Origin of the sequence: Paenibacillus sp. JNUCC32 (genome assembly GCF_014863545.1) — a bacterium.
Classification (GTDB): domain Bacteria; phylum Bacillota; class Bacilli; order Paenibacillales; family Paenibacillaceae; genus Paenibacillus_AQ; species Paenibacillus_AQ lautus_A.
The window spans coordinates 3,561,050-3,587,533 of sequence record NZ_CP062260.1 but is presented as its reverse complement, the minus strand read 5'-3'; the positions used below and the strand labels follow the sequence as shown (position 1 = coordinate 3,587,533).

Annotated in this window: 26 protein-coding genes and 3 tRNA genes; 25 read left to right on the top strand and 4 right to left on the bottom strand. The window is 51.6% G+C overall.

Annotated features, from left to right (window positions below):
* The first annotated feature begins 149 nt into the window (after nucleotides 1–149).
* The 22 genes from JNUCC32_RS16180 (at nucleotide 150) to JNUCC32_RS16080 (ending at nucleotide 19,951) form a co-directional block, all read left to right on the top strand.
* Nucleotides 150–305 carry a hypothetical protein gene (locus tag JNUCC32_RS16180; protein ID WP_192569208.1) on the top strand — a complete coding sequence of 52 codons (156 nt, stop codon included), beginning with the start codon at nucleotides 150–152 and terminating at the stop codon, nucleotides 303–305.
* A 142-nt stretch (nucleotides 306–447) separates the two neighbouring features.
* Nucleotides 448–2,409, top strand: a complete 1,962-nt coding sequence (abc-f, locus tag JNUCC32_RS16175) for a ribosomal protection-like ABC-F family protein (RefSeq protein WP_192569207.1) — start codon at nucleotides 448–450, stop codon at nucleotides 2,407–2,409.
* A gap of 151 nt (nucleotides 2,410–2,560) precedes the next feature.
* Complete coding sequence (locus tag JNUCC32_RS16170; protein WP_015734252.1) at nucleotides 2,561–3,814, top strand: LL-diaminopimelate aminotransferase; 1,254 nt, start codon at nucleotides 2,561–2,563, stop codon at nucleotides 3,812–3,814.
* 317 nt (nucleotides 3,815–4,131) lie between these two features.
* The gene (gene pyrR / locus JNUCC32_RS16165) at nucleotides 4,132–4,692 is read left to right on the top strand and encodes a bifunctional pyr operon transcriptional regulator/uracil phosphoribosyltransferase PyrR (RefSeq protein ID WP_096773084.1); all 561 of its coding nucleotides are present in this window, start codon (nucleotides 4,132–4,134) and stop codon (nucleotides 4,690–4,692) included.
* On the top strand, nucleotides 4,692–5,603 hold the full coding sequence (locus tag JNUCC32_RS16160; RefSeq protein ID WP_323373763.1) for an aspartate carbamoyltransferase catalytic subunit: 912 nt from the start codon (nucleotides 4,692–4,694) through the stop codon (nucleotides 5,601–5,603). The genes pyrR and JNUCC32_RS16160 overlap by 1 nt, the downstream gene beginning before the upstream one ends.
* Before the next feature lie 122 nt (nucleotides 5,604–5,725).
* Nucleotides 5,726–7,027, top strand: a complete 1,302-nt coding sequence (locus tag JNUCC32_RS16155) for a dihydroorotase (RefSeq protein ID WP_009589657.1) — start codon at nucleotides 5,726–5,728, stop codon at nucleotides 7,025–7,027.
* Between the two features lie 60 nt (nucleotides 7,028–7,087).
* A complete protein-coding gene (gene carA / locus JNUCC32_RS16150) occupies nucleotides 7,088–8,224 on the top strand; it encodes a glutamine-hydrolyzing carbamoyl-phosphate synthase small subunit (RefSeq protein ID WP_009589632.1) in 1,137 nt (378 codons plus the stop codon).
* A gap of 1 nt (nucleotide 8,225) precedes the next feature.
* Entirely contained in the window at nucleotides 8,226–11,432 is a 3,207-nt protein-coding gene (gene carB, locus JNUCC32_RS16145) for a carbamoyl-phosphate synthase large subunit (RefSeq protein ID WP_096773087.1), read from the top strand.
* A 21-nt stretch (nucleotides 11,433–11,453) separates the two neighbouring features.
* Nucleotides 11,454–12,191: an orotidine-5'-phosphate decarboxylase gene (pyrF, locus tag JNUCC32_RS16140; protein ID WP_009589605.1), complete on the top strand. Its 738-nt coding sequence runs from the start codon at nucleotides 11,454–11,456 to the stop codon at nucleotides 12,189–12,191.
* The gene (pyrE, locus tag JNUCC32_RS16135; RefSeq protein WP_192569205.1) at nucleotides 12,188–12,829 is read left to right on the top strand and encodes an orotate phosphoribosyltransferase; all 642 of its coding nucleotides are present in this window, start codon (nucleotides 12,188–12,190) and stop codon (nucleotides 12,827–12,829) included. Before pyrF ends, pyrE begins: the two co-directional genes overlap by 4 nt.
* A 190-nt stretch (nucleotides 12,830–13,019) precedes the next feature.
* Nucleotides 13,020–13,604 carry a TetR/AcrR family transcriptional regulator gene (locus tag JNUCC32_RS16130; RefSeq protein ID WP_192569204.1) on the top strand — a complete coding sequence of 195 codons (585 nt, stop codon included), beginning with the start codon at nucleotides 13,020–13,022 and terminating at the stop codon, nucleotides 13,602–13,604.
* A 217-nt stretch (nucleotides 13,605–13,821) separates the two neighbouring features.
* The gene (locus JNUCC32_RS16125) at nucleotides 13,822–14,607 is read left to right on the top strand and encodes a hypothetical protein (protein WP_192569203.1); all 786 of its coding nucleotides are present in this window, start codon (nucleotides 13,822–13,824) and stop codon (nucleotides 14,605–14,607) included.
* Nucleotides 14,608–14,679: 72 nt separating this feature from the next.
* Complete coding sequence (locus JNUCC32_RS16120; protein ID WP_192569202.1) at nucleotides 14,680–15,753, top strand: WXG100 family type VII secretion target; 1,074 nt, start codon at nucleotides 14,680–14,682, stop codon at nucleotides 15,751–15,753.
* Nucleotides 15,754–15,767: 14 nt separating this feature from the next.
* Nucleotides 15,768–16,535: a hypothetical protein gene (locus JNUCC32_RS16115; RefSeq protein ID WP_096773091.1), complete on the top strand. Its 768-nt coding sequence runs from the start codon at nucleotides 15,768–15,770 to the stop codon at nucleotides 16,533–16,535.
* The gene (locus tag JNUCC32_RS16110; protein WP_009589601.1) at nucleotides 16,535–16,810 is read left to right on the top strand and encodes a DUF4176 domain-containing protein; all 276 of its coding nucleotides are present in this window, start codon (nucleotides 16,535–16,537) and stop codon (nucleotides 16,808–16,810) included. Before JNUCC32_RS16115 ends, JNUCC32_RS16110 begins: the two co-directional genes overlap by 1 nt.
* 37 nt (nucleotides 16,811–16,847) lie before the next feature.
* The gene (locus tag JNUCC32_RS16105) at nucleotides 16,848–17,120 is read left to right on the top strand and encodes a WXG100 family type VII secretion target (RefSeq protein WP_009589633.1); all 273 of its coding nucleotides are present in this window, start codon (nucleotides 16,848–16,850) and stop codon (nucleotides 17,118–17,120) included.
* Nucleotides 17,121–17,302: 182 nt separating this feature from the next.
* Nucleotides 17,303–17,467 (top strand): hypothetical protein, encoded by a 165-nt coding sequence (locus JNUCC32_RS16100; RefSeq protein ID WP_009589607.1) that lies wholly within the window; start codon nucleotides 17,303–17,305, stop codon nucleotides 17,465–17,467.
* An 81-nt stretch (nucleotides 17,468–17,548) separates the two neighbouring features.
* Nucleotides 17,549–17,625, top strand: a tRNA-Met gene (locus JNUCC32_RS16095).
* 55 nt (nucleotides 17,626–17,680) lie between these two features.
* A tRNA-Ile gene (locus JNUCC32_RS16090) sits at nucleotides 17,681–17,754 on the top strand.
* 180 nt (nucleotides 17,755–17,934) lie between these two features.
* Nucleotides 17,935–18,645 carry a DUF421 domain-containing protein gene (locus JNUCC32_RS16085; RefSeq protein WP_192569201.1) on the top strand — a complete coding sequence of 237 codons (711 nt, stop codon included), beginning with the start codon at nucleotides 17,935–17,937 and terminating at the stop codon, nucleotides 18,643–18,645.
* A 228-nt stretch (nucleotides 18,646–18,873) separates the two neighbouring features.
* Nucleotides 18,874–18,978, top strand: a complete 105-nt coding sequence (locus JNUCC32_RS31855) for a YjcZ family sporulation protein (protein ID WP_374705851.1) — start codon at nucleotides 18,874–18,876, stop codon at nucleotides 18,976–18,978.
* A gap of 385 nt (nucleotides 18,979–19,363) precedes the next feature.
* Nucleotides 19,364–19,951 (top strand): hypothetical protein, encoded by a 588-nt coding sequence (locus JNUCC32_RS16080; protein WP_192569200.1) that lies wholly within the window; start codon nucleotides 19,364–19,366, stop codon nucleotides 19,949–19,951.
* Nucleotides 19,952–20,061: 110 nt separating this feature from the next.
* Here JNUCC32_RS16080 and JNUCC32_RS16075 read toward each other — a convergent pair whose 3' ends face one another.
* Nucleotides 20,062–21,672, bottom strand: coding sequence for a GMC family oxidoreductase (locus JNUCC32_RS16075; RefSeq protein WP_192569199.1), 1,611 nt, complete (start codon nucleotides 21,670–21,672; stop codon nucleotides 20,062–20,064).
* 261 nt (nucleotides 21,673–21,933) lie between these two features.
* On the opposite strand from JNUCC32_RS16075, the gene JNUCC32_RS16070 reads away from it, so the two are divergent.
* Nucleotides 21,934–22,122 (top strand): hypothetical protein, encoded by a 189-nt coding sequence (locus JNUCC32_RS16070; RefSeq protein WP_228468767.1) that lies wholly within the window; start codon nucleotides 21,934–21,936, stop codon nucleotides 22,120–22,122.
* Between the two features lie 98 nt (nucleotides 22,123–22,220).
* Here JNUCC32_RS16070 and JNUCC32_RS16065 read toward each other — a convergent pair whose 3' ends face one another.
* The 3 genes from JNUCC32_RS16065 to JNUCC32_RS16055 all read right to left on the bottom strand — a co-directional run bounded on the left by JNUCC32_RS16065 (nucleotide 22,221) and on the right by JNUCC32_RS16055 (nucleotide 25,090).
* Nucleotides 22,221–23,426 (bottom strand): MFS transporter, encoded by a 1,206-nt coding sequence (locus tag JNUCC32_RS16065; RefSeq protein WP_192569198.1) that lies wholly within the window; start codon nucleotides 23,424–23,426, stop codon nucleotides 22,221–22,223.
* A 102-nt stretch (nucleotides 23,427–23,528) separates the two neighbouring features.
* Entirely contained in the window at nucleotides 23,529–24,128 is a 600-nt protein-coding gene (locus JNUCC32_RS16060) for a TetR/AcrR family transcriptional regulator (protein ID WP_009589588.1), read from the bottom strand.
* A 191-nt stretch (nucleotides 24,129–24,319) separates the two neighbouring features.
* A complete protein-coding gene (locus JNUCC32_RS16055) occupies nucleotides 24,320–25,090 on the bottom strand; it encodes a polysaccharide deacetylase family protein (protein WP_015734267.1) in 771 nt (256 codons plus the stop codon).
* A gap of 404 nt (nucleotides 25,091–25,494) precedes the next feature.
* Here JNUCC32_RS16055 and JNUCC32_RS16050 point away from each other — a divergent pair.
* Together JNUCC32_RS16050 and JNUCC32_RS16045 are read left to right on the top strand one after the other, a co-directional pair.
* A tRNA-Leu gene (locus JNUCC32_RS16050) sits at nucleotides 25,495–25,580 on the top strand.
* A gap of 200 nt (nucleotides 25,581–25,780) precedes the next feature.
* Nucleotides 25,781–26,467 (top strand): uracil-DNA glycosylase, encoded by a 687-nt coding sequence (locus JNUCC32_RS16045; RefSeq protein WP_041622130.1) that lies wholly within the window; start codon nucleotides 25,781–25,783, stop codon nucleotides 26,465–26,467.
* Nucleotides 26,468–26,484 lie beyond the last annotated feature (17 nt).

Sequence of the window (26,484 nt, the reverse complement as noted above, 5' to 3'; positions counted from 1 at the left end):
GTCCCTTTTCGCATGTATAAGCATGGGTCCCGCAAAGTACTCGGAGCAAGCATCGAAGCATAGGCTCCACGTTGTGGGGCTATTTTCCTTGCCATTTCATCCAGGAATATGTTATAGTGGCGATAACTTTGATGAAGGAGGTGAGCAGGATGAATATCGAGATGGTTAACAACCGTATTAGCCAGCTGCCTATAGCTATGGCTGGCATTGTTCATGCATTTCCCTACAACGGGAGAGGTCTGTCCAATTTTAATGATACGGTTTGTACCATCGCGAGAAGTCACCTGCCTGCCTGCACGGATTAAGCCTATTTAGGCTTACGATTCTTAAGGGTCCGCGGAGCTTGCTCTGTGGGCCCTTTTTGCGTTTGCAGTCCGGTTCTTCTCCCTAATTCATGCGCTCGAACAGAGTTTTGGTATTGTTCGCAGCATACAGGAGGAACCAAGAATGAATATGATCAATGTACAGAAACTGACGCAATACCACGGTGCTCATCTGGTACTGGACCAGATATCGTTTGAAATACAGGAAGGCGAGAAGGTCGCGCTTATCGGAAGGAACGGCAGCGGAAAGTCGACGCTGATGCGCCTGCTTGCGGGTTTGGATCAGCCGAACGAAGGGCAGCTGGCCATCAAGAAGGGGGCAAAAATCGGATATTTGGAGCAGATTCCGAGCCATATGGATACCTGGACGGTGCTGGATGTACTGGCACAGGGGTTGCGTCACTTGAAGGATCACCGGGCGGAAATGACGGAGCTTGAAGAAAAAATGAGTGACCCGGACATCGCCGGAAATGCAGAGCTGCTCGATCGAGTGCTGCGGAAATATGCAGCGCTTCAGGAACGGTTTGAAACAGAGGGCGGCTATGAGCTGGAAGCGAGCATCGACAAAATCGCTACCGGGCTGCAAATACCCAAAAGTGAATACGGACTGGCTTTTGGTTCGTTGTCGGGCGGAGAAAAGACCCGCGTCGTGCTGGCATCGCAGCTGATCGTACAGCCGGATCTGCTCCTGCTTGATGAACCGACCAACCATCTGGATTTGGCACGCACGGAATGGTTGGAGGAATTCTTACGCGAGTATCCGGGTACCTGCGTCATTATCTCCCACGACCGATATTTTCTGGACCGGGTCGTGTCCAAAACGATTGAGCTTGAAGATGGCGAAGCTTTCACTGCCTATGGTGGCTACACTGCGTTCATGAAAGATAAGGAAGAGCGTTTGCTGCAGCAGTTCGCCGAATACCAGGAGCAGCAGAAAGTAATCAAGAAAATGAAGGAATCCATCAAGCAGCTTGAAGAGTTCGGCCGGATTGGCGGCAATGAGAAGTTCTTCAAACGCGCAGCTTCCATGCGGCGAGCGCTGGAACGGATGGAGAAGGTCAAGCGACCCGTGCTGGATCGAAGACAGGCCGATTTCGAGCTTCATCCTCAGGATCGTTCCGGCCGCCGCGTGGCATACTTTGAACAAGTTGAGGTTCGCTATGGGAATCAGGCGGTGCTGGGAGGGGCTTCCGGTCTTATCGAATTCGGCGAAAAAATTGCGCTGATGGGTCCGAACGGCAGCGGAAAAACGACGCTGTTCAAAGTGCTGGTGGGCGAGCTTATGCCCGACTCCGGGTCCCTTGAATGGGGCGCGCGAGTCGACGTGGGATATCTGGCCCAGCAGGAGGAGCCGAAAAATCCGAAGGAAACGGTGCTCCAATATTTTCGGGAGAACGCCGGGGTTGAAGAGGGAGAGGCCCGGGGGATTTTGGCAAGATATCTGTTCTATGGCGCGGCCGTGTTCCGATCGGTGGGCCAGCTGTCAGGCGGTGAATGGACACGATTGAGGCTGGCGCTCCTAATCCATCAAAAGCCGAACCTGCTGCTCCTGGATGAACCTACGAACCATCTGGATATTGCTTCCCGGGAGGCCTTGGAGGATGCGCTGCAGGGGTATCAGGGGACCGTTCTTGCCATTTCCCACGACCGTTATTTCGTAAACCAAGTGTCAGGCAAGGTGTGGGATTTGAACCAAGGGACGCTGACCGTCTTTCATGGAAATTATGATGATTTCCGGGCCAAGAAAGACCAGCTTGAAGCCGCATTGCAGTCAAGAGAACTCTCAGCTGGTACGAATGCCGTTTCTTTACCAAGGGGGACGCCGCCGTCCAAAGCCAACGAAAAGCCCGGCCAGAAATTCGAACGCAACCATCCTGATCGCTCTGCCGCGGAAAGATCCAAATGGCTGGAAGAGGAGATCGCCCGTTTGGAGACCCGCATCCGGCAGCTGGACGGTTGGCTTGAAACGGAAGGCTCGATAAGCGGCAATTCGGACATGTCGCTGCTCGAAGAGCGTTGGAACGAGCGGGAGTCGCTGGCAGCAAGCCGCGACGAGCTCCTAGCGGAATGGCTGGAGCTGTCTTAACCGACTTCGTGCAGGGAGGCCATGGTGTGTATCAGCTCCGACTCAACCTAAAAAGTACAAATCATCTGATATATAATGCATGGCTCCAGTCGTGATTTTCCTGCATATTTAGGATGTGTAACAAAGCTAGAGTAGGAGATGAATACAAATCATGAGCATGGATAAATATCAGGAAACGTACATTCAACAGAGCTTTGCCGATCGGATTGGCGGTGCTAATTACGGTAAAGATACGGCCATTTATAAATTCGAGAAGATCAAGAGAGCAAAGGCGGCTGCGAAGCAGGAGCATCCTGATACCGAATTGATCGATATGGGTGTTGGCGAGCCGGATGAGATGGCGGATGCAGGCATCGTGGCAAAGCTGGCGGAAGAGGCGGCGAAGCGGGAAAACCGCGGATATGCGGATAACGGGATTCCGGAGTTCAAGGAAGCGGCTGTTCGCTATTTGAGCAATGTATTCGGCGTCGAAGGCATTGATGCGTCCACGGAAGTGCTGCACTCCATCGGCTCCAAGCCGGCGCTGGCCATGCTGCCGTCCTGCTTCATCAACCCGGGCGACATCACGATCATGACGGTTCCCGGATATCCTGTGCTCGGAACGCATACCAAGTATTTAGGCGGCGAAGTCTACAATGTGGAGCTGAAAAAAGAGAATGCATTTCTGCCGGATCTCGGCTCGATCCCCGAGGACATTGCCCGCCGTGCCAAACTGCTCTACCTGAACTATCCGAACAACCCGACGGGGGCCAGCGCAACGGCCGAATTTTTCGCGGAGGTTGTCGAGTGGGCCCGCAAATATGGCGTGGTGGTTGTTCATGACGCACCTTATGCTGCGCTCACTTACGATGGTTTGAAGCCGCTGAGCTTCCTGTCCGTTCCTGGAGCGAAGGATGTCGGCGTGGAGCTTCACTCCCTGTCCAAATCCTACAACATGACGGGGTGGCGCATTGGCTTCATCGCCGGCAACCCGCTGGTGGTTAAAGCGTTTGGCGACGTGAAGGACAACAACGATTCCGGACAATTCATCGCCATCCAAAAGGCTGCCGCTTACGGTCTGGATCATCCGGAAATTACGGAGAAGATCGCCGAGAAGTATTCCCGCCGCCACAACATGCTGGTCGACGTGCTGAACGGACTCGGTTTTACGGCGGAGAAGCCCAAAGGCTCCTTCTTCCTGTATGTGGAGGCTCCGAAAGGCGTCAAAGGCGGACGCCGTTTTGAATCCGGGGAAGACTTCTCCCAGTACCTGATTCGCGAGAAATTGATCTCCACCGTTCCTTGGGATGATGCAGGACACTTCGTTCGTTTCTCCGTTACCTTCATTGCCGACGGCGAGGAGGAAGAGAAACGCGTCATTTCCGAAATTCGCAGAAGACTCAGCGATGTGGAATTCGAGTTTTAATTCAAGGCTATGAACATGCTTGGAACGCGACAACGTTCGACATGATTGCTGTTGACATCTCTTGTAGGGTCTGTCATAATGGGATCAATCGAATAGCACCTTTAAATCAGTCCCGTGAGGCTGGCAAGGTAACGTGAACCGAGGTTCATTAACAGGAGGCATGGCTCTGTCTGCGGATAGATGCTGCGCTTTCCACACCATCTCTATGAGATCAACTCCTTGTCCAGCCGGGCAAGGAGTTTTTTTGTGTGGAATGAATCCACGGATCGTCAGGAACGATAAAGGGCTAATCAAACGTTTAGAAGGAGGACAAGAGGATGAGCAACGAACAGCATGTGATTATGGACGAGACGGCCATCCGCCGCGCGCTAACGAGAATTGCCCATGAAATATTGGAAAAAAATAAAGGGATCGAGGATTGCGTATTGGTCGGGATTCGCACGCGCGGGGTGTTTCTGGCCCAGAGAATCGCGGAGCGAATGAACGAGATCGAAGGTACTCCGATTCCTTGGGGAGAGATCGACGTGACCTCTTACCGCGATGACCGGGACAGCAATGGAGCCGCTGCGGAACGGGGTGAGGGAGCGAAGCACAGCCTAGCGCACCTGAACATCCATGACAAGAAGGTTATTTTGTTTGATGACGTGCTGTACACCGGCCGGACGATTCGGGCAGCAATGGACGCCCTGATGGACTGCGGACGGCCTAGAATGATACAGCTTGCGGTTTTGGCAGACCGGGGGCATCGCGAGCTGCCGATCCGGCCGGATTATATCGGAAAGAACGTTCCTACCTCCAAACAAGAGGAAATTACGGTGGCATTAACCGAAATCGACGGCAAGGACGAAGTGACCATTAGCCAAAGAGAGGAACGATAATCATGACAACAGCCATTTCATTGAAAGAACGCAGCCTCTTAGGTTTGAAGGATATTAGCAGAGACGAAATCGGATCCATCCTGAATCGGGCAGCATATTGGGAAGCGCAGTCCGAGAAAGTGGTGCCGGTACTTCAATCGAAATTTGCGGTTAATATGTTCTTCGAGAACAGCACCAGAACGAGATTCTCGTTTGAAATGGCTGAGAAAAGACTCGGTGCCGAGGTCATGAACTTTGCGGCGGCAGCATCCAGCGTCGAGAAAGGCGAGTCGATCTACGATACCGTCAGAACGCTGGAATCCATGGGAATCGACGCGGGCGTCATCCGGCTGAAGCCAGCCAACGTGCTGCAGGAGCTGGCGGAGCGGATCTCGATTCCGCTGGTCAATGCGGGCGACGGCAACAATGAGCATCCCACGCAGGCGCTGCTTGATCTATACACGATGAAGAAAAGCTTCGGCGAGCTTAAGGGATTAACGGTGTCCATCATCGGGGACATCAAGCACAGCCGGGTTGCTCGTTCGGATCTGTGGGCCCTGCAGAAGTTCGGAGCCCATGTGCAGTTCTGCGCGCCGGAAACGATGCAGGCTCCGGAGCTGGCTCAGTATGCGCCTTACGTATCGATGGAAAAGGCGCTCAAGGCCGATGTGGTGATGATGCTGAGAGTACAGCTGGAACGCCATAACGAAGGGGTGTTCAAATCCAGCGCGGAGTACCGGGAGCAGTACGGCTTGACGGAAGAGCGGGCGGCCAAGCTGTCGGGGCACACCATGATTATGCATCCGGCACCGGTGAACCGCAACGTTGAAATCGACGACGCGGTCGTGGAAAGCCCGAGATCGATGATATTCAAGCAGATGGCGAACGGAGTGCCCATTCGCATGGCGGTCATGGAACGGGCGATGGTCTGATTCGAACATGCGGAATACGGTTTACAGAATGAATAAATATTAATAAATATACACAAACATGAATTTTTATTATACAATATACAAAGAAGCGAACGGTGCTTCTGCTGCGGAGGGGAACCAAGATGCAAATGCAAGTGATAAAGAATGCCAAAGTGATCAATGAACAAGGACAGCTCGAAGATAAACATATCGTCATTGCAGACGGATTGATTCAGTCGGTTGCGAGCGATATCGCAGCCTTGCCGGAACCGGGCGATCACGTTCAGATCATCGATGCCGAGGGCAAGCTGGTCACGCCGGGATTCATCGATATGCATGTGCACTTGAGAGAGCCGGGTTATGAGCACAAGGAAACCATCGAGAGCGGCAGCCGCTCGGCAGTCAAAGGCGGTTTCACCACCATCGCCTGCATGCCGAACACAAGACCGGTGACCGATACGCCGGAAACGGTGAAGCTCGTGCTGGATAAGGCCAGCGAGGCGAATCTTGCGAAGGTGCTGCCATATGCAGCCATTACGAAGAACGAGCTGGGCCGCGAACTGACGGACTTTGAGGCCTTGAAGGCCGCGGGTGCGATCGGATTTACGGACGACGGCGTCGGTGTGCAGAACGCACAGATGATGAAAGATGCCATGAATAAAGCGAAAGCGCTGGGCATGCCGGTCATTGCGCACTGCGAGGATGACTCGCTGGTAAAAGGAGCTTGCGTGACCGAGGGCAAATTCGCTCAGCAGCACGGCCTGAAAGGAATACCGAACGAGTCGGAAGCGATCCATGTCGGGCGCGACATTCTGCTGACCGAAGCCACCGGCGTGCATTACCATGTATGCCATGTGAGCACGGAGCAGTCCGTAAGATTGATCCGCCAGGCAAAAGCGATCGGCATCTCGGTAACGGCCGAGGTATGCCCGCATCATCTGGTTCTCTCCGACGAAGACATTCCCGGCCTTGATGCAAACTGGAAGATGAACCCGCCGCTGCGCACACCGCGTGATGTGGAGGCTTGTATAGAAGGTCTGCTGGATGGAACGCTTGATATGATCGTAACGGATCATGCACCGCATAGCGCGGAAGAGAAAGCAAAAGGCATGGAGCTGGCTCCCTTCGGCATCGTGGGATTCGAAACGGCGTTCCCGCTGCTCTACACCAAGTTTGTCGCCACAGGAAAATGGGATCTCGCCCTGCTCGTAAAACGGATGACAAGCGATCCGGCAAGAGTATTCGGTCTTGCAACGGGTGTGCTGGAAGCCGGTAAAGCAGCGGACCTGACCATGATCGATCTCGAAGCGGAGAAAGAAGTGAACCCGGAAGAGTTCGCAACAAAAGGCCGGAACACGCCATTTACAGGCTGGAAGCTGAAAGGCTGGCCCGTGATGACTTGGGTGGACGGCGAAGTGAAATGGTCCGAACAAAACGGATTCTAAGTAACAAATAGGCAAAAGACTTATAAAATAAATTACACATAGATGACAGGAGTGATCGGGATGCAGGCAAGATTGTTACTGGAGGACGGAACGCTGTTCAGCGGAAAATCCTTCGGCGCGGATGCTGAAATGACCGGAGAGGTTGTTTTCAATACAGGGATTACAGGATATCAAGAGGTGCTGAGCGACCCGTCCTACTGCGGACAGATCGTAACCATGACGTACCCTTTGATCGGCAACTACGGCATCACGCGGGATGACTTTGAATCCATTCGGCCGTTCGTTCACGGATTCGTCGTTCGTCGTCATGAGCCTGTTCCCAGCAACTGGCGTGCAGAATACAGCGTTGACAGCCTGTTGAAGGAATACGGAATTCCGGGGATCAGCGAGATCGATACGCGGATGTTAACCCGTATCATCCGTCATTACGGTACGATGAAGGGCATTCTAACCACTTCCAACAAACCGGTGGAAGAGCTTAAGGAGATGCTCGGGGATACGACGATCGCTGAACTCCGCAACCAGGTGGCAAAAACCTCAACGCCGCAAATGTTTACGAGTCCAGGTTCAAAGGAACGGATCGTTCTGGTCGACTTCGGTGCAAAAAGCGGGATTCTGCGCGAATTGACGTCCCGCGGGTGTGACGTCATGGTCGTTCCGCATGACACGACGGCCGATGAAATCCGCAGACTTCATCCGGACGGCATTCAGTTGTCCAACGGCCCTGGGGACCCGAAAGACGTGCCTTACGCCGTCAACATGGTCAAAGAACTGCTCGGCGAATATCCGATCTTCGGCATCTGCCTTGGCCACCAATTGTTTGCGCTGGCTGCGGGCGCGGACACCGAGAAGCTGAAATTCGGACACCGCGGCGGAAACCATCCGGTAAAAGAGCTTGCCAGCGGACGCTGCTACATCACTTCCCAAAACCACGGATACACCGTAAACGAAGAATCCGTCAAAGGGACGGATCTGGAAGTTACGCATATCAACAACAACGATAAAACGATCGAAGGCTTGAAGCACTCGAAATTCCCGGCCTTCTCGGTGCAATACCATCCTGAAGCTGCCCCTGGTCCGCACGACAGCAGCTATCTGTTCGATCAATTCCTTGAAATGATAAGAGACCATAAACAGAATGAAATCCGGAAACCGCGCCAGGCGGTTCTGGCCGCAGCCGTGAAAGGAGCTCAATAATATGCCTAAACATGATACATTGAAAAAAATTCTCGTCATCGGCTCCGGTCCGATCGTCATCGGGCAAGCAGCGGAATTCGACTACGCTGGAACCCAAGCCTGCCAGGCACTGAAAGAAGAAGGCATGGAGGTCGTGCTGATCAACAGTAACCCGGCGACCATCATGACCGACACCAACATGGCGGATAAAGTGTATATCGAGCCGATCACGCTGGACTTCGTTACCCAGATCATCCGTCAAGAGCGTCCGGACGGACTGCTCCCGACGCTTGGAGGACAAACGGGACTGAACATGGCGGTTGAGCTTGCCCGCGCCGGAATTCTGGAGCAGGAAAACGTCAAACTGCTCGGAACGCAGCTGGAATCGATCGAAAAAGCCGAAGACCGCGACTTGTTCCGCGAGCTGATGCGCGAATTGGATCAGCCCGTGCCGGAGAGCACGATCGTAACGACCCTGGAAGAGGCGCTTGAGTTCGCGAATGAGATCGGTTATCCGGTGATCGTGCGTCCGGCCTACACGCTTGGCGGCACCGGCGGCGGCATTTGCGCAACCGAAGAGGAGCTGCGCGAAACGGTTAGCTCCGGACTGCGCTACAGCCCGATCACGCAGTGCCTGATCGAGAAGAGCATTGCGGGAATGAAAGAAGTCGAGTACGAGGTTATGCGCGACGCCAACGATAACTGCATCGTGGTATGTAACATGGAGAACTTCGATCCGGTCGGCGTTCATACCGGCGACAGCATCGTCGTGGCGCCAAGCCAAACGCTGTCTGACCGCGAATATCAAATGCTCAGATCCGCATCGCTGAAAATCATCCGCGCCCTGAACATCGAAGGCGGATGCAACGTGCAGTTCGCGCTGGATCCGAACAGCTATCAATATTACGTCATCGAGGTAAACCCACGGGTCAGCCGCTCATCCGCGCTGGCTTCCAAAGCAACGGGCTACCCGATCGCGAAGATGGCAGCAAAAATCGCGATGGGTTACACCCTGGACGAGATCGTTAACCCGGTAACGGGCCAGACGTATGCTTGCTTCGAGCCTACGCTGGATTACATCGTCAGCAAAATTCCGCGCTGGCCGTTCGACAAGTTCATCCATGCCAACCGGAAGCTGGGCACCCAGATGAAGGCAACCGGCGAAGTGATGGCAATCGGCCGCACCTTCGAAGAATCGATCCATAAAGCGGTCCGCTCCCTGGAAATCGGCGTGCACCGTCTATACCTGAAAGGCGCGAACGAGCTGAGCGATGAAGTGCTCCAGCAGCGCCTGATCAAAGCGGACGATGAGCGGATGTTCCTGATCGCGGAAGCGTTCCGCCGGGGCTATGATCTGCAGCAGATTCAGGACCTGACGAAGATCGACTGGTGGTTCCTGGACAAAATCGAACGCCTGATCAAGTATGAAGACCATATTCGCAGCGAAGCGTCGCTGACTTACGAAACGCTGTACGAAGCGAAGCGTCTCGGCTTTACGGATCGTGCCATCGCCGAGCTCCGCGCAGAAGGCAAGGCCAGCACGCACACGACCGAGGAGTCGATCGGATTCCTCCGCCGCGAGCACGGATTGCGTCCGGTTTACAAAATGGTGGATACCTGCGCAGCGGAGTTTGAAGCAACGACGCCGTACTACTACTCCACCTACGAAACGGAGAATGAAGTCATCGAATCCGCGAAGGAGAAAGTCATCGTGCTCGGCTCCGGTCCGATCCGGATCGGTCAAGGGATCGAATTCGACTACTCCACGGTGCATGCCGTATGGGCCATCCAGAAGGCGGGATATGAAGCGGTTATCATCAACAACAACCCGGAGACCGTATCCACCGACTTTAATACGTCGGACCGTCTCTACTTCGAACCTCTGTTCTTCGAAGATGTCATGAATGTCATCGAGCAGGAGAAGCCGATCGGCGTCATCGTGCAGTTCGGCGGGCAGACGGCGATCAACCTCGCGGAGCCGCTCAGCAAAGCGGGTGTGAAGATTCTGGGCACAAGCCTGGAGAGCATTGACGAAGCCGAGGACCGCAAGAAATTCGAAGCGCTTCTGTCCCGATTGGAGATCGCCCAACCGAAAGGTAAAACCGTAACGTCGGTCGATGATGCCGTAGAAACGGCACAATCGCTGGGCTACCCCGTGCTCGTAAGACCTTCGTATGTACTGGGTGGACGCGCCATGGAGATTGTATACTCCGACAGCGAGCTTCTGAGCTACATGAAAGAGGCGGTTAAGATCAACCCGGATCACCCGGTTCTGATCGACCGTTACATGCTGGGCAAAGAAGTGGAGGTTGACGCGATCTGCGATGGCGAGACTGTGCTGATTCCGGGCATTATGGAGCATGTAGAGCGCGCAGGGGTTCACTCCGGCGACTCGATTGCGGTATATCCGCCACAATACTTGTCCCAGGACCTGAAGGACAAGATTGTCGAAATTACGATCAAGATTGCCAAAGAGCTTAATACACGCGGACTTGTCAACATCCAGTTCGTCATCTATAAAAACGAAGTGTACGTAATCGAAGTGAATCCGCGTTCTTCCCGGACGGTGCCGTTCCTGAGCAAGGTGACGGGCATTCCGATGGCGAACCTGGCTACGCAGGCCATTATGGGCGGCAAGCTGAAGGATCTCGGATACGAGGAAGGCATGTGGCCGGAAAGCGAGCATGTATCGGTTAAAGTGCCGGTCTTCTCCTTCGCGAAGCTTCGCCGCGTGGAGCCGACCCTCGGACCTGAAATGAAATCGACCGGCGAGGTTATGGGCCGCGACGTGAAGTATGCCAAGGCACTGTACAAAGGCCTCATCGGTGCAGGCATGAAGATTCCTTCAACGGGCGCGATCATCGCCACCATAGCGGATAAAGACAAAGCCGAAGCGGCTGCGCTGCTGAAGGGCTTCCATAAGCTGGGATATAAAATCATCGCAACCGGCGGTACGGCGGCAGCGCTCAAAGAAGCGGGTCTTGACGTGACGACCATCAACAAGCTGTCCGAAGGCACGCCGAACATTCTCGATATGATCCGCACAGGCGAAGCGAACTTTGTCTTCAACACATTGACCAAAGGCAAAACGCCGCAGCGCGACGGATTCCGAATCCGCCGTGAAGCGGTAGAGAATGGCGTTGTATGCATGACCTCGCTCGATACGGTTCGCGAGCTTCTGACGATGCTGGAGACCATCAACTTCTCCTCTGAAGCGATGCCGGTTTAAAATCGAGAAGGAGGGGTAAAGATGAACGCCAGCTACAATGAAATGGCGGGCCGCCTGATGGTGGCCCTGGATTACCCGGATGCCGAGCGTGCACAAGCATTGGTACGTCAGCTGGAGGGCATCCCGTGTTATATGAAGGTCGGCATGCAGCTGTTCTATGCGGCCGGTCCTGACTTTGTGAAAGAATTGAAAGCGAAAGGCTATTCCGTGTTCCTGGATGTGAAGATGCATGATATTCCGAATACGGTCAAAGGCGGCTCGCACAGCGTAACGCGGCTGGGCGTGGACATGTTTAATGTCCATGCCGGCGGCGGCGCGCTCATGATGCAGGCGGCAAAAGCCGGGGCGGAAGCCGCAGTGGCGGACACCCCGGGTCTTGCCATGCCTACGATCATTGCGGTAACGCAGTTGACCAGCACGAATCAGGATGTCATGAATAACGAAATCGGCATTCCCGGCCAGGTGGAGGATACCGTCGTGCGTTATGCTGAGTTGGCCCGGCAGTCGGGACTTCACGGCGTCGTGGCATCCTCCCTGGAAGTGGAAGCCATTCGATCCGCCTGCGGCAAGGATTTCAAAACCGTCATTCCGGGTATCCGCCCTGCCGGTGCGGATATCGGTGACCAAGCGCGGGTGCTTACACCTGGGGAAGCGATCCGCAAGGGAAGTCATTACCTGGTTGTCGGCCGCCCGATCACCGAGTCCCATAACCCGAGACAAGCTGCAGAACAGATTATTGAGGAGATGATTCAAGCATGAGTAACATCGCGAATATTCCGCATCAGATCGCATCTTATTTGCTTAAGATCGAGGCCGTTTCCCTAAGACCTCATCAGCCGTTTACATGGACGTCGGGCATCAAGTCACCGATCTACTGCGACAATCGCCTGACCATGTCCTATCCCGACATTCGCGATTACATTGCTGAATCGTTCGCGGCCGTCATTCGGGAGCAGTATCCGGAAGCCGAGGCCATTGCCGGAACGGCCACCGCAGGGATCCCGCACGCGGCCTTCGTATCCCAGAAGATGAACCTGCCGATGTCCTATATTCGGGACAAAGCCAAAGGCCACGGCAAGGAAAACCTGATCGAAGGTTTGATCAAGCCCGGCCAGAAGGTCGTTGTCATCGAGGATCTGATCTCCACGGGCGGCAGCTCCCTGAAGGCGGCGCAAGCGGTCAAGGACGCAGGAGCAGAGCCGCTCGCGGTGCTCGCCATATTCAGCTATCAGTTGGATAAAGCGGTACAAGCCTTCGCCGAAGCGGGAATTCCGCTGCAGAGCCTGTCCAATTACGGTGCACTCATTGATGTAGCGTTATCGGAGAACCGGATTCAAGCAGAGGACGTGGAGCTCCTACAATCCTGGAGATCGAATCCAACCTCCTTTGGCGTATAGATATTCTTCATCCTCAGGCCGCCGTCTCTGTGAACTGACACAGAGGCGGCTTTTTTTGGTTCCCTGAAACAAGATAACGTAATATCGGCCGCGGGTTGACAGTCGAAGGACGGATCGTTACATTAGGACTGTAAGCGGCTGATTTAGCCATAGACATCCTGAAGCCGAATAGAAGGGATCTAATCTACCGATGAACGCAAAAAAAGAAGCGGTGCTTGAGGCCGGAAAGCGGTTGTTTCTGGAGCATGGGATTGTGAGAACCAGCATGGAGCAGATTGCCGAAGCTGTCCCCGTTTCCAAGATGACGATTTATAACTATTATCAGAGCAAAGAGGGCTTACTGGATCATGTGGTGGATCGCATGGTCGAGGAGATGATGGCGATCTATCGCGGGATCATGGAGCAGGCCAAAGATCCGCTGGAGGCCTTAACCGTGTTCTACAGGGATCAGGAGAAGTTTTCGGGGCTCGTCTCGCAGCAATTTGTGTCGGATCTGGCCAAGTTTCCGGAACAGATGGACAAGCTGCTTCAGTTCAATCAGAAATACGTTGTCCCGGAATTCGAAATGCTGATTTTTAAAGGCCAGCAGCTCGGACAGATCCGCAAAGACATTTCCCCGCAGGTACTGGTCGCGTTTTTGACTTTTATCAATGAATTTACGGCGCGAACGGAATGGTACCATGGTCTGGGCAGCCTGAATGCGGTCAGCGAACAACTGATGACGATTCTATATCACGGCATTATCCGGAAGGATGAGCCGCTTAATCCAACATAACCGCTCAAACATTCCAGAGGTGATTGCCAAAGCCCGGGAATGTTTTTTTATATTTTGCCGCTTGGTGGTTTGGGAGCCGTCTGATTTGGGTATATGTTCCTATAAATTTAGGGCCAGGATTTGGTAGAGGGGAAGGATACGTCTCACCTATAATAGTAATGATAACTTCGAAAACAAACACAAAATAGGCGGGACTGACCGTAAGGAGGAGAGATCTTTGGAAATTCCGTCCAGGATCCAACTGACCGGCAAGCAATTCTTTGTATTAACCGGCATTGTCGGTGCGCGGGCTGTCATCGGGTTGGAGGACCCTTTTCGCGGAACGCTCACGGAAGAGATGCCTGTTGAAGTAGCCAAGATTGAGCAGGAACTGCTGGAGAAGGGTTTGATTCAAACGGCCGATAACGAGCCGGTTCTTGTGCAGGAGCTCCTGGAATACATAGAAGTATGCAGCCGGACCTTGTTAACGATTCATATGAGGGTGGCCGGTTCGGAGGAAACGTCGAAGGAGTGCTTCATTTATTACAGTTCCGGCCTTGTCGTGAAGGCGGATATCGAAATCGGTCCAGGCGGTGAAAGGCTTTATGTGCTGGAAGAGCTCGGAACCCCTTCGGAGGCTTGGCTGAAGATCATCGGTTACCTGCAGCTGGAGGACCGAAAAAATCGCGATACAGGCTCACTGGCCTTGCCTAAGGGCTGGTTCCAGCAATGGATGAACGCCGAGCAAGGGGAGCAGGAGCCTCGGAAGCACCTGCTTGCTCAAGGCTATCCGGAATCGGTCGTTAATGACTTGGCTGATTGCGTCATTCATCCGGAGAGATATGCCACCTTCACGGCATATTATTGTCCGGATCTCAACTGCCGGATTCAGGGAATCGAGCTGTTACGAGGAGCGCAATCCAATTGGCTGATTCGCAACGAAGGCGAACAGGACCAAATATGGGGCGCTACGGTAACCGAGATCATCCGGGAACTCGGCGCGGTCATCGAGCGTATTAAGTGAGAGATGTTGCATCCTGATCCCGCATACTGTAATTTTTGCCTTCTCGATCAATGACATGGAGGATTGTTAGCTATGACCAAAATACGTGTGGTACCTGAAATGCTGAACCAGCAGGGCGCAGCTGTATCTGATATTGCACGGGAAATCCAAGCGCTTCAGGAGCGGATGCAGCAGCGCATCCAGAGCATGTCCTGGGAATCGCGCCATCGCGCCCAGGTAGAGCAGCGCCTTGCGCAATGCCGGGCTGCGTGCCAGTCTGTCGTAGGCCGTCTGGAGCAGAATCGCGGCCAGCTCGTGAAGAAAGCGGGGGATTTTTCGCAGACCGATCAATCGCTCGGGAACAATCTGAATTTCGGCAAACAATCGGTCGCCCAGGTGAGTCCGCATCTACTGCTTCAGGCGAGTATGGCACAGAACGGAAATAAGAAGACGGATCCGCCCGTGACGGCGGCGGGCGTCGAATTCAATGCGCTCGCGCCATTCGGCGGCACGGCGGATCAATGGAAGGGCAATCCGCTTGCGGCCGCAGGGGTATTGTTCGGAACGGCAACCGCATCGGGCACGATGTACAAATACTGGGATATGTACCGGAACGGCTTCGGCGTATGGCTTGAAAAAGACAAGCGCGGCAACATGCGTGCCAATGTGACGAACGGCATGCTTGCCAATATCCGAAAAAAATCCTATGCCGAGTACAATTGGCGGAATCACCCCCGAATTCCGAAATACGTCCTGCCCGGCGCAGCCGTGAAGGACTCGCTCAGCTGGAAGGGCGGCAAGCTTGGTTATGCCGGCATCGCCATGCAAACGGTGGGAAATCTGGTTACGAATATCAATGAAAACAAGAGCGGGGCGAAAATAGCCGGAGACGCCGTTGTCGACGTGGGTGTCGGCGTGGGAACCGTGGTCGCTTCCGCGGCGGCTGGCGCTAAAGCCGGCGCGCTGATCGGGACGGCGGTGGGCGGTCCGATCGGCACCCTGGCGGGTGCGGCCATCGGCTTCGGCGTGTCGGTCGGCGCTTCCTACGTCATGGACGGCATCAAGTTCGCGGATTTTGACGGGGACGGGAAGAAAGATACCGTAACCGAAGGATTGAAAATGGGGGCGGAGAAGATAGGTTCTACGATAGCCGGATGGTTCAAATAAAGGGAGTGTCATAGATGAGCACGAAGATTTCAGAGGAAGAACAGTTTCATTTCCGGTTAATCCCCGCCGAGCAAATTCGGGGCGGCATCGTATGTTTTTTATTCATTATGCTCATCCCCGTGCTGGTCACGCTGGCGGCGCCGATGATGTCGGTATATTTTTATGCGGCTGCGGCAGTGTGGGCGGCCATGCTGCTGTGGGGAATTGGCCTGAGCGTAAATCCGTACCGGTCTGAGGTCGGTTTTGTGCTGTACTTGGGGATTTACGGATTGGCGTTGGCGGTCACTTGCCAGCTGGCTATCTTGAAAATGATGTATGACATGGCCGGTGTCGAATCGATCGGATATGGACTTAGCTCGATCGCGGTGATGCTCCTGCTGCTCGTTGCGTTTTATGTTCTGCATGCAAGAGCGCTGCGGCAAGGGACGTACCAGTCCATGGAACGCAAAGGCGGCATCGGCAAAGCAGGCAAAGCGGCCTTGCTGTTGGCAGGCATCGGTTACACAGGGTATTACGTCGTGGTTGCCGTTACCGGGGACCTTGGCGGATTCGTCATGGGCATGGCGGCTTTTTCCGTCCTGTTGATTCTCGGCCTGTACCTGGCCGTTGTGTTCATCCCTCGATATCGGTTCATCCAGAACAATATGGAAAAGCTGAGGGCTCATTATCCCGTATTGGGATTGCCGAAGGAGCAGCGGAATGCCGCGTTTCTGAACAAAATGAATCAGGGCCGCACGCCGGCGGCACCGCATCGTCAGAGTAAGAAAAGGAGAGGATCGTAATGACGCAACAACAGCAGCTGCTGCCCAACGGATCGATCGTCATTTTGAAGGAAGGCGAGAAAAAGCTGGTGATCTATGGACGCAAGCAAATTTTGGCGCTTGAGCAGCCGCAATTGTTCGACTATCTGGCTTGTCCGTATCCGGAAGGGTATGTCAGCCCGGAGTTTGCTTACGTGTTTAACCATGAGGATATCCAAGAGATTATTTTTACGGGTTACCAGGACGAAGAGGAAGAACAATTTCAGGCCGTACTGGCTGAGACGAAGGCTACTTAGCTTGCCAGGGATTAAGGGAGGAGCGTGAGGCGGATCTATGTCAGGACGTATAGAGGTATCGCCCGAGGAGCTGCGCCGCGCGGCGGCAGACATTCGCAGCGGGAGTGACTACGGCGGGGAATTGGTCGCGAGGCTGTCCCAGGTCATTGAAACGCTGAATGCCGAATGGGAAGGCGTTTCCCAGCAGCGTTTTCGCACAGAGGCCGAGGAGACGAAGGCGCAGCTGATGAATTTCATCCAGATGATGCATTCGATGGAGCAGGAGCTGATGAGCATCGCTGCCCGGTTTGCAGAGGCCGACGGCCAATAAGCGAATGGGTTATAACCCAAGACAACAATCAGCATATACGTATCCCGGCACGGTATACGGCATGGCTGATTGTTTTTATTATGGGGAGGGACGGAGAACTTCGGGGGACGACGTTTTTTTTGTGGAAGTTTGGACATAATATGACAGCATTACATTATCATTTCGGTAAGGAGCCGCATAGGATGAACTGGGTATATTACGGAAAGCTCTATACAACCAAATTTCAGGCTGGGTGCTTCGCTAAACGTCTGGAGCAGGATGGCTGGCTGTTCGGGTATCATGATCCGCGGATGGTAGAGGTTTATCGTTCCAAGAAGGGGCGTTATGGCGTGCGATTCCTGCCTTGAGGAATTCCATTAAAACAGCACTTGACTTGATGCAGGGGAATGGTGTATATTTATTCTTGTCGCTGTTTGATACAGCATTGACGCGGGGTGGAGCAGTTCGGTAGCTCGTCGGGCTCATAACCCGAAGGCCGCAGGTTCAAATCCTGCCCCCGCAACCAATTTTTAAACGATGTATGTATGACGTCCTTATGTTTATGTGTACATGTATGTTCAGGGCCCTTAGCTCAGTTGGTTAGAGCGGTCGGCTCATAACCGACTGGTCGGGGGTTCGAGTCCCTCAGGGCCCACTTTATGAAAACCCTTGCGATGCAAGGGTTTTTTGCTGTTTATAGGACGGTTTAGACCGAACGATATGAGATTTTACGATAAGGTGAGATTGCTGCTGAAGGCATCTAAGCTTATCGGTTTATTTTTAGAAAAATTGCCCATACATAAGATATACGGTAGAAAGGAGTGTATGGGTCTTCATGCTAGAGCACATGATTATTTTACTTCGTAGTATATCAGCATTCGTTATTTTGTTGATTATTACGCGGTTTTTGGGCAAACAAACGTTGTCTAACATGAATTTTCATGAATTTGTTACGGCCGTGATATTAGGTGCAATTGCTGCGAACTTTGCTTTCAATGAAAAAATGGAAGTCATACACCTGCTAATCTCGCTTGCCGTATTTACATTTACATCATATTTTTTATCAAAGATCGTGGTGAAGAATCGTAAATTGCGCATGTGGGCTGAAGGGACGCCGAGCGTAGTTATAGAAGGTGGCAAGATCCTGGAAGAGAATCTAAGGAAAAATAAGTTAACCTTAGATACGATCAATCAAATGTTGCGGCAAAAGGATATATTTGACATCTCGGAAGTGGAGTACGGCGTATTAGAGATCAATGGAAAGATATCTGTAATGAAGAAAAAGGAATACCAGAATGTAACTTTAAAAGATATGAAAAAGGGCTTGAAAGGGAATCAGCAGTTTCCGATTGAGCTTATCATGGATGGACAACTATTAGAAAATAATCTAAAAATCAATGATCTATCCCCAGAGTGGATTAAAGAAAAATTAAAAGTCCGGAACAAAGAAATTGCAGATGTTTTTTATGCAGTGAAAGGAACCGACGGTCAGCTGTACATCGATCTTTATCGGGATAAAATACAGCATCCCGTTGATGTAGAGTAACGACGCATCACATACAGCCGGAATCTATATAATAGGAGAAGCTAAAACCCTTGCGATGCAAGGGTTTTTTGCTGTTTATAGGACGGTTTGGCAGACGCCTGAAGACACTGAAAGTATGGGGAATACCCTTAACATTAGCACAATCTGATCATGATTGCCGAAATGTCCAGACTAAGACCGTCTATGTACATAAACTGTACCATTCCACAAAGCAAGGAGGTTAAATCGGTGAGCTGCGAAAAAGGTGGTTACAACGGATACGGTAATCCAGTAGGAACTGTTCTGGTTTTATTTATTCTCTTGGTTATTATCTTGGGAACGTTTTGGATTTAATGAAGCTCCTTAATGAAGCATTCATTGATTTAATTTAATTCATCAAATTACGATACTGCACCCATGTGGTATCCCCAATTACGATAAACGGGGACGGCAACTTTCCGTCCCCGTTTTTAGCATTTTCATTGTACATAAACTGAACATTAAACAACGACACCGTAGAGATTAGTGTGGTCGTCTTAGGAACTGAAAAAAAATGTGACAAATGCCAACAGGTCATAAACGGTATAAGATTATGGTTCATACGCTGGGTGCTATAAGCCGGAGGATATTTTCATTTGAGAAAATTGAGTGATTTTGACTAATCTATTGTCCATATCCATTAATTCAATGGACTCATATATATGTTAAGGATTTCGTTGATAAAAAGGAGGAAGCACAAATGCACAGAAGCACAGTATCAGGAAAGGCAAAAAATACGGTCAAACAACTGCAAACGCCTAGAAGACATAGCGGAATATGGGCGGGTAGCGTTGCAAAGGCAATGAGAACGGTGATTGCCGCACAGAGATCATTGAGTGCACAAAATCCGGTTGTTATTAGTCAACGAACCAGAAGAATAAGTACGAATCGAAATTGGGTAAATGCACTAGAAATCGAGCGAAATCCGGCGTGGGTGGCGCCGCAAGCCGGTGAATCGTACGTTTGGGGAAGAAATGATCCTAACGGTCCTGCTGCTGTGGTCGCCAGAAGATTTACGATTAGAGACGATATTGAGAGAGCTAGCTTATTCCTGTCCGTGGATAACTTTGCCATCGTTTTAATCAATGGACGGTCGGTCGTTATCGACAACCCGCAGGGCAACGTTTCATTCTTTAACCCGGGAAGAACTTTTAATATCAGACGCTTCCTTCGGAGAGGTACAAACGATATCGTGATCGCCGCTTTTAACTTCCCGTCAAATGCAAACAGAAGCGGAGATAATCCAGCTGGTGTCCTTGCCCGTATCGAGATTGAACTAGAAGATTAGTCCGGTAGTAGCTCAAAGTATCCACCGGCTGAGTAGCGGCCCGTCGAGCGCGGCATTGAGCTGCTTTCGCGATATTAGCATTCCATCATAACGGAAGCGAGGGGAAGTTTTCATTCTTCCCCCGATTCCGGATGTGGTCGTTGCTTTTTTTTGCGTTTACTTAATTGCTTTGCGATGGTGTAGCCGATAAGATATGCAGCAGAAGAGGTGTTTCCGTCGACTGTATATGGAACTAAGGACGCATCGGCAACGATCAAATCTTGAACCCCGTGAACCTTTCCTTTACGGTTAACGACTCCTCCTGCGGATAAAGGAGCCATCCGCAGAAATCCTTGCTGATGGTGATTGTGATCGAAATTTTCCTTAATAAATTCTTCAAGCCTGTCATCGTCATCGATAATATCAAATGTAGGGGATAAGAGACGATATGAAGAATCAATCTGTTCCAACTCTATGGCAATATCTTTGATATACGTTCTATAAATTCTTTTTACCGCCTCCATGTCGTCTGGATTTGAGAGAAATCCCTCATCTGCCAATACGATATTCAGCGGATCTTTGCTTTGTATGCGGATCGTCCCATTGCTCTTGGGTCGCAAGTACAGAATCGCTATGGTCAATTCTCCATCGGATCCAATGCCAACGAGTTGAACAGCCCGCTCATCCGGATCGATGCCAGATGGATCTGGCAAGAAAGCTCCTCCCGTATACAGTGCGTTGGGGTCTAAGGGAGGGAGGGGACGATCTTGTGAATTGGTAGCAAATACTGCGAAATTTAACGTATGGTTTTTTAACCTTTGCCCTACGTTTGGATTGTCGAAGATGACAGGGATTCCAGCCTTTTTCAGCATTTTGGCGGGTCCGATTCCTGACAACATCAACAACTGAGGGCTGTTGATCCCCGCCGAAATAATAACCTTTTTGCGGGAATACGCATAGCAGCACTTGCCATCCTTCAAATATTCAACGCCAATGGCCCGCTTACCGGAGAAAAGAATACGGAGAACCGTTGTTCGAAACTTCACAGTTAGTTTTCTGTTATTCACTCCCCGACCAGTTGCCGTCATAATATCGCGAGACAGGAAGGCTGTGGAGGAGCTCTCCCTACGGCCATCAGGCTGTTGGTATAATTGCCAACGGGTGAACGGTCCCATGGGAGTATTCGGATCATTATAGTCAAGAATGGTCGGATAACCTGTTGCCCGCTCGATCGCAGTTGTCAGCTTGTGAGCCATCGGCGTTGGAGTTTCGGGTGCTTGCCGGATGTTAATTCTTCCTCGATACCCGTGTGCATTGATATCTGTGGTTTCTCCGTTATAATTCTCCAATGATTTGAAACGTCGAATCGCTTTATCAGGTGACCAGAGAGGTCCAAGCAGCCGTTCCCACTTTCGGAGCACGGCGGATGTCGGTCTTACATATTGTTCTCCGTTGATTGAAGAACCGCCTCCCGAGAGTCGACCTGTTGTCCATTCGAATGCGCGTTCATCAAGTTCCTCTTGGGGGATGCCTTCTCCCTGCCAAAAGTAATTCGGAAAGAAACTTTCTTCCAATTCAAGTGCAAAGGCTGAATCCTTAATCGGTTTGTCTTTGTCATGGTTTCCGCCCGATTCTAAAACAAGCACGGAGGTTCGCATGTCGTCAGTAAGTGTCTTCGCAATCACGGCCCCGGCCGGACCTGTGCCTACAACGATGTAATCATAAGTTGATTTTTTCTCCATTAAAGCACTCCTTTTGGAAATGAACTAATTCAGAATATTAATTTGCTCTGACAACTGTGCTTAACTCAGCAATATGATCATGATTCAAGTGAGGCTCAAATCCAGAGGAGCCTAAAAGATCCACCAGAAGACCCGATCAGCGAGATTTGTAATCGGGAACAACTTACGGTACATTTTAATGGAGTCGTTAGGGACATGTACTTCCAAACGCCGAGGCTGGTGGGATGCAGCTCATTTTCGTACATAGGATGGGGGATCAAGGTGTCAGAGTGGGTATTGAATCAGTCCTGGGGATTGCCCGTGTTGCTTGCCTTCTTAGTGATCGTATTCGTATTCGAGTCAAGGAAGGCTTTTAAGGCATATCAGGAAAAAAGACGTTTTGAACTGGGATGGGCCCTATTGTTTGCGCTTGTGGCTTTATTGGCGATTATTGTCCTGGTGGCTTATTAATACATAACAACGAAACCTAAAGACCCTGCCGGAAGTTTCCGGCAGGGTCTTGTTCTGTCATTGTCTAAGACGAGAGAGTATGTTGTTTCAGCGTATGATTACCGCTCATTCGTGACAGCTTCCGTAGCAGCCCAGGCTCTGCCGGCACGCATGGCCAAGAAAAAGCAGAGGATGAGGACGATCGATGCAGAGATGTATGGGAAGTTGATGTCCAAATCAAACAGATAACCTGCGACAAGGGGCCCCGCAATGTTCCCCAGACTGGTATAAGCCGAGTTCAGGCCGGCGACGTAGCCTTGCTGATCCTTTGCCAGCTTGGACATTTGCGTGCCGATGGCAGGACGCAGGATGTCGATCGACAGGAAGACAAGGAACGTCACAAGGAAGATTAGCCAATATTTATGCACAAACAGCGTTAACAGAATGCAGATTCCCGCTGTGAGCAAGCTGAGCGTAATGACTCTTTTCTCGCCGAACCGGTTCAGGATCCAGCCGAATATCGTTGCCTGCACGACAGCGCCCGCAATGGAGCCAAACGTAATGATCATGGCGATATCTTTAGGGGTGAATCCGAATTTATGATCCACGAACAGGCCGAACACCGTTTCATAATTGGCAAGACCGAACGACAGAACAAATACGATGATCAGACTAAGGAAATACGGCTCCCTGAACGAACGGACCAGCTGGACTGCCAGGCTCTCCTGTTTCCGTCCCAGCACGGTAGGTGCTTCTTGCTTGGCGGATGATTCCGGAAGCAGCAGCAGCGTCACCAGAGCGGCAATGCCCCCGGCTACGGCTGCGGCGTAGAAAGGAACACGAATGCCAAACTCGGCAATGAAACCCCCGATGCCGGGTCCGATAATGAAGCCTGTCGTAATCGCTGCATTAATGAATCCCATCCCCCGGGCACGTTCCTCATTGGAAGTGACGTCTGCCGTATAGGCCATGACGGCGGGCATGATGAGGGCGGCGCCGATGCCGCCCAGCATTCTTGCCGCGAACAGCAGCGTCGGCGTGCTGGCCGCTCCGAATAACCATTCCGATATGGCGAATACAATCATGCCGGAGATGATGATTTTTTTGCGGCCCATGGTATCGGACAATCTTCCCGCAAGCGGCGAGAATAGCAGCTGCGTTAATGAAAAGGCGGCAACCAGCATGCCCACGGTGCTTCCGCTGATATGCAGCTCCGTCATATAGGTAGGCATAATGGGGATGACAAGCCCGATGCCGGTGAAAACTAAGAATATATTGAACATGAGGAGCAGAATGGCTCCATTGTTTCGCAATAGTAATGACATGATGATTCCTCCAAAGATAAAAACGATTAATGATGTTGTACGGTTTTCTTTATATACTGAACGTTCGGTTTATAATAGAGCATAAAAAAGAGAACGGGGCGTTTACGATTTCTTTTCGATGCCGTGCAGGAATACTTGAATGGCCGTATGATAAAGGGCAAGCGGATTTTTTACCTTCGTGATGCGGGACATCTGGCTTAAGCCTACGATGAGGCTTTCAAAAATGAGGGAGAGCTGCTCCACGTTATGATTCTCAAACTCCCCTTGATCAATCCCTTGCTGCAGCAACTTCTGATTGAATTCCAGGTGGCTTCGGATAATCCGGACGATTCGCTGCTCTACTTCCTCGGACACGTCTCCATTGTTGTTCATGAATTCGTCCAGAGCTTTGGAGAAGGGGTGGTTCAGATCATCAAACACCAGTTGGTCGGCAATTCCGTACAATTTATCAACGGTTGTGGTGTATTGCTGCTCCTTACTGCTCCATTTCTGTTCCCACTCGAGGTCCCATTCCTCGATCAAATACAGAAACAGCCCTTCCTTGCTTTTAAAGTGATAATAGATATTCCCTTTGCTGCTGCCGGTGGCTTCGACGATTTCCTCGATCGACGTTGATTTGTATCCCTTCTGCATAAATAGCGCCTTGGCGGCTTCGGCAATGCGTCGCTTGGTATCTTCGGTTTGCTGTTGTTTTTTGTTCACGCATGCACCCCCTTATCCCCTAGGCTATCGTCAAAATTGTATATACTGAACGTTCGTTCTGTATCTTAACAAATGGGTTTAAAATATTCAAGAGAAAATTCTATCCGGCGCTCCGGGATCGAAGCCTGTCCTAAAAAAATAACCGTTACCTCCAAAAGGCAGCGGTCATTGTCTTACATGCGAACGGCTTATTAATGGTTGACTTCGATGAACTTGCGTGATTTCTCATGGTAGGACATCAGCTCGGATACGGTAACAAATGAATAACCTCTTTTTTGCAGCTCCGGCAAAATCACCTTGAGGGCTTCAACCGTCTGCGTACTGCTGGGTACAAAATCGTGCATAAGTACGATGTCGCCGTTACGGGCGTTATCCAGAACCTTTCGGACGATGCGGTTGACCCCGGGCTTTCGCCAGTCGAGGGTATCCTGGTGCCATGACCACAATACGGTCAGCATGCCCAAATCCTTGCTCGTACTCACAATGGCTTCATTATAGCTGCCCCCTGGCGGGCGGAACAGTACGGTCTTCATGCCGGTGGCTTGATAGATCGCATCCTGCGTTTGATTCAGTTCACTTGATAACTTCGTGACGTTAATATTGTGAAAGGGCGGATGCGTATAGGAGTGGTTGCCGATTTCATGTCCTTCCTGCAGTTCACGCGCGACGATGTCGGGGTGTTTCTCCACCCGGCTGCCTACAACGAAGAAGGTGGCTTTAGCGTCATACCGCTTTAACAGATCCAGAATTTGAACGGTATTATGCTCGTCCGGGCCGTCGTCAAAAGTGAGGGCGATCACCTTGTTCTGCGTGGGCACTTCCCACACGATCTCGCCGCGCTCCTCATAATAATCTCTGCCTTTGGAGGCGGAAGGCACGTGCTCCGCATGCACATGGCCGGGATAACCAAGAATCAGCGCAAGGGCAAGCAATGAGAAGGCTGAGCATGTTCGTTTTTTCATGTCGATGGGTTTCCTTTTCTTCTGTTGTTCTAGTCTCCGCATGTAAGCACGCGAGCTTCATTTAGGATGCACGGTAACCGAGAAATTATTCTATAGGAAGCTCCAGCGGGGAAAGCAAGCGCGCCGATTGCGAAGGAGGCCCTTGATTTGCTGTCGGTACTTACAAGCAGAGCGATGGCGCTAGTTCATCGAGATGAATGCTTGGCCCGGGGTGATGCGAAAAATTATGAGTTTCATATATTGACATCATATGGTTGTACATGGTATTATCGATTTTGTCGCTAAGACGAAATGTGCACACCTAGATTTCGGGATGATCTCGCAAAATATTGCGAATTCCACGCGTACCTTCGGGCTTTTCAAGTGAACGTGAACGACGCTAGGAACATGCGCGGATACAATATGCCGGGGTGGCGGAATTGGCAGACGCACAGGACTTAAAATCCTGCGGTAGGTGACTACCGTACGGGTTCGACCCCCGTCCTCGGCATTATAACAGCGTCTGGTATGATGCAAAATAAGTCGGCCCCCGTATGGGTGCCGGCTTATTTTTTAAATCGACGCAAATTCATCAGCGGGCGTTGTTCCTGCGGACCGAAGCGGAAGATGCCGCGTCCCGATTAAAGTGATCGCATTTCTTTTTTGATTCCATGCTGACCTGCGTGAGGAGGAGGGAGAGGAGACATGCGGATGTTTAACAATGATTGGGACCTTATCCTGCAGGGAGAAGTGGATAAGCCTTATTTTCAAGCTTTGATGGAACGGGTGGATGAAGAGTACCGGCGCAGTACGGTGTATCCTCCCAAGGAAGATATATTTCGGGCTCTGCAGCAAACATCGTACCAATCGACGAAGGTCGTTATTTTGGGACAAGACCCTTATCACGGTCGCCGGCAGGCGCAGGGACTGAGTTTCTCCGTCTCGCCCGGGGTTGCGATTCCTCCGTCTTTACGCAATATACATAAGGAGCTTTCATCGGATCTGGGGATTTCCGCTCCGAATCATGGGTCCTTGCAATCATGGGCGGACCAGGGAGTTCTGCTGCTCAATGCCGTGCTGACGGTTCGCGAGGGCGAGCCGAACTCGCATAAAGGCATCGGGTGGGAGACCTTCACCGATAAGGTCATCGCGAAACTGAATGAACGTGAAAGGCCCATGGTGTTTATATTATGGGGCAGTTATGCACAGAAAAAAGGTTCCTTCATAGACCGAAGCCGTCACAAGGTGCTTGAGTCCAGTCATCCGAGCCCGTTTGCAGCGCACAAAGGATTCTTCGGCAGCCGTCCATTTTCAGCATCGAATGCTTTTTTAATGCAAGAGGGTATGGATCCGGTGAATTGGGACATCCCGAACACGCCGGACGATGGAGATGAATAATCCGCGAGAGGTGACCT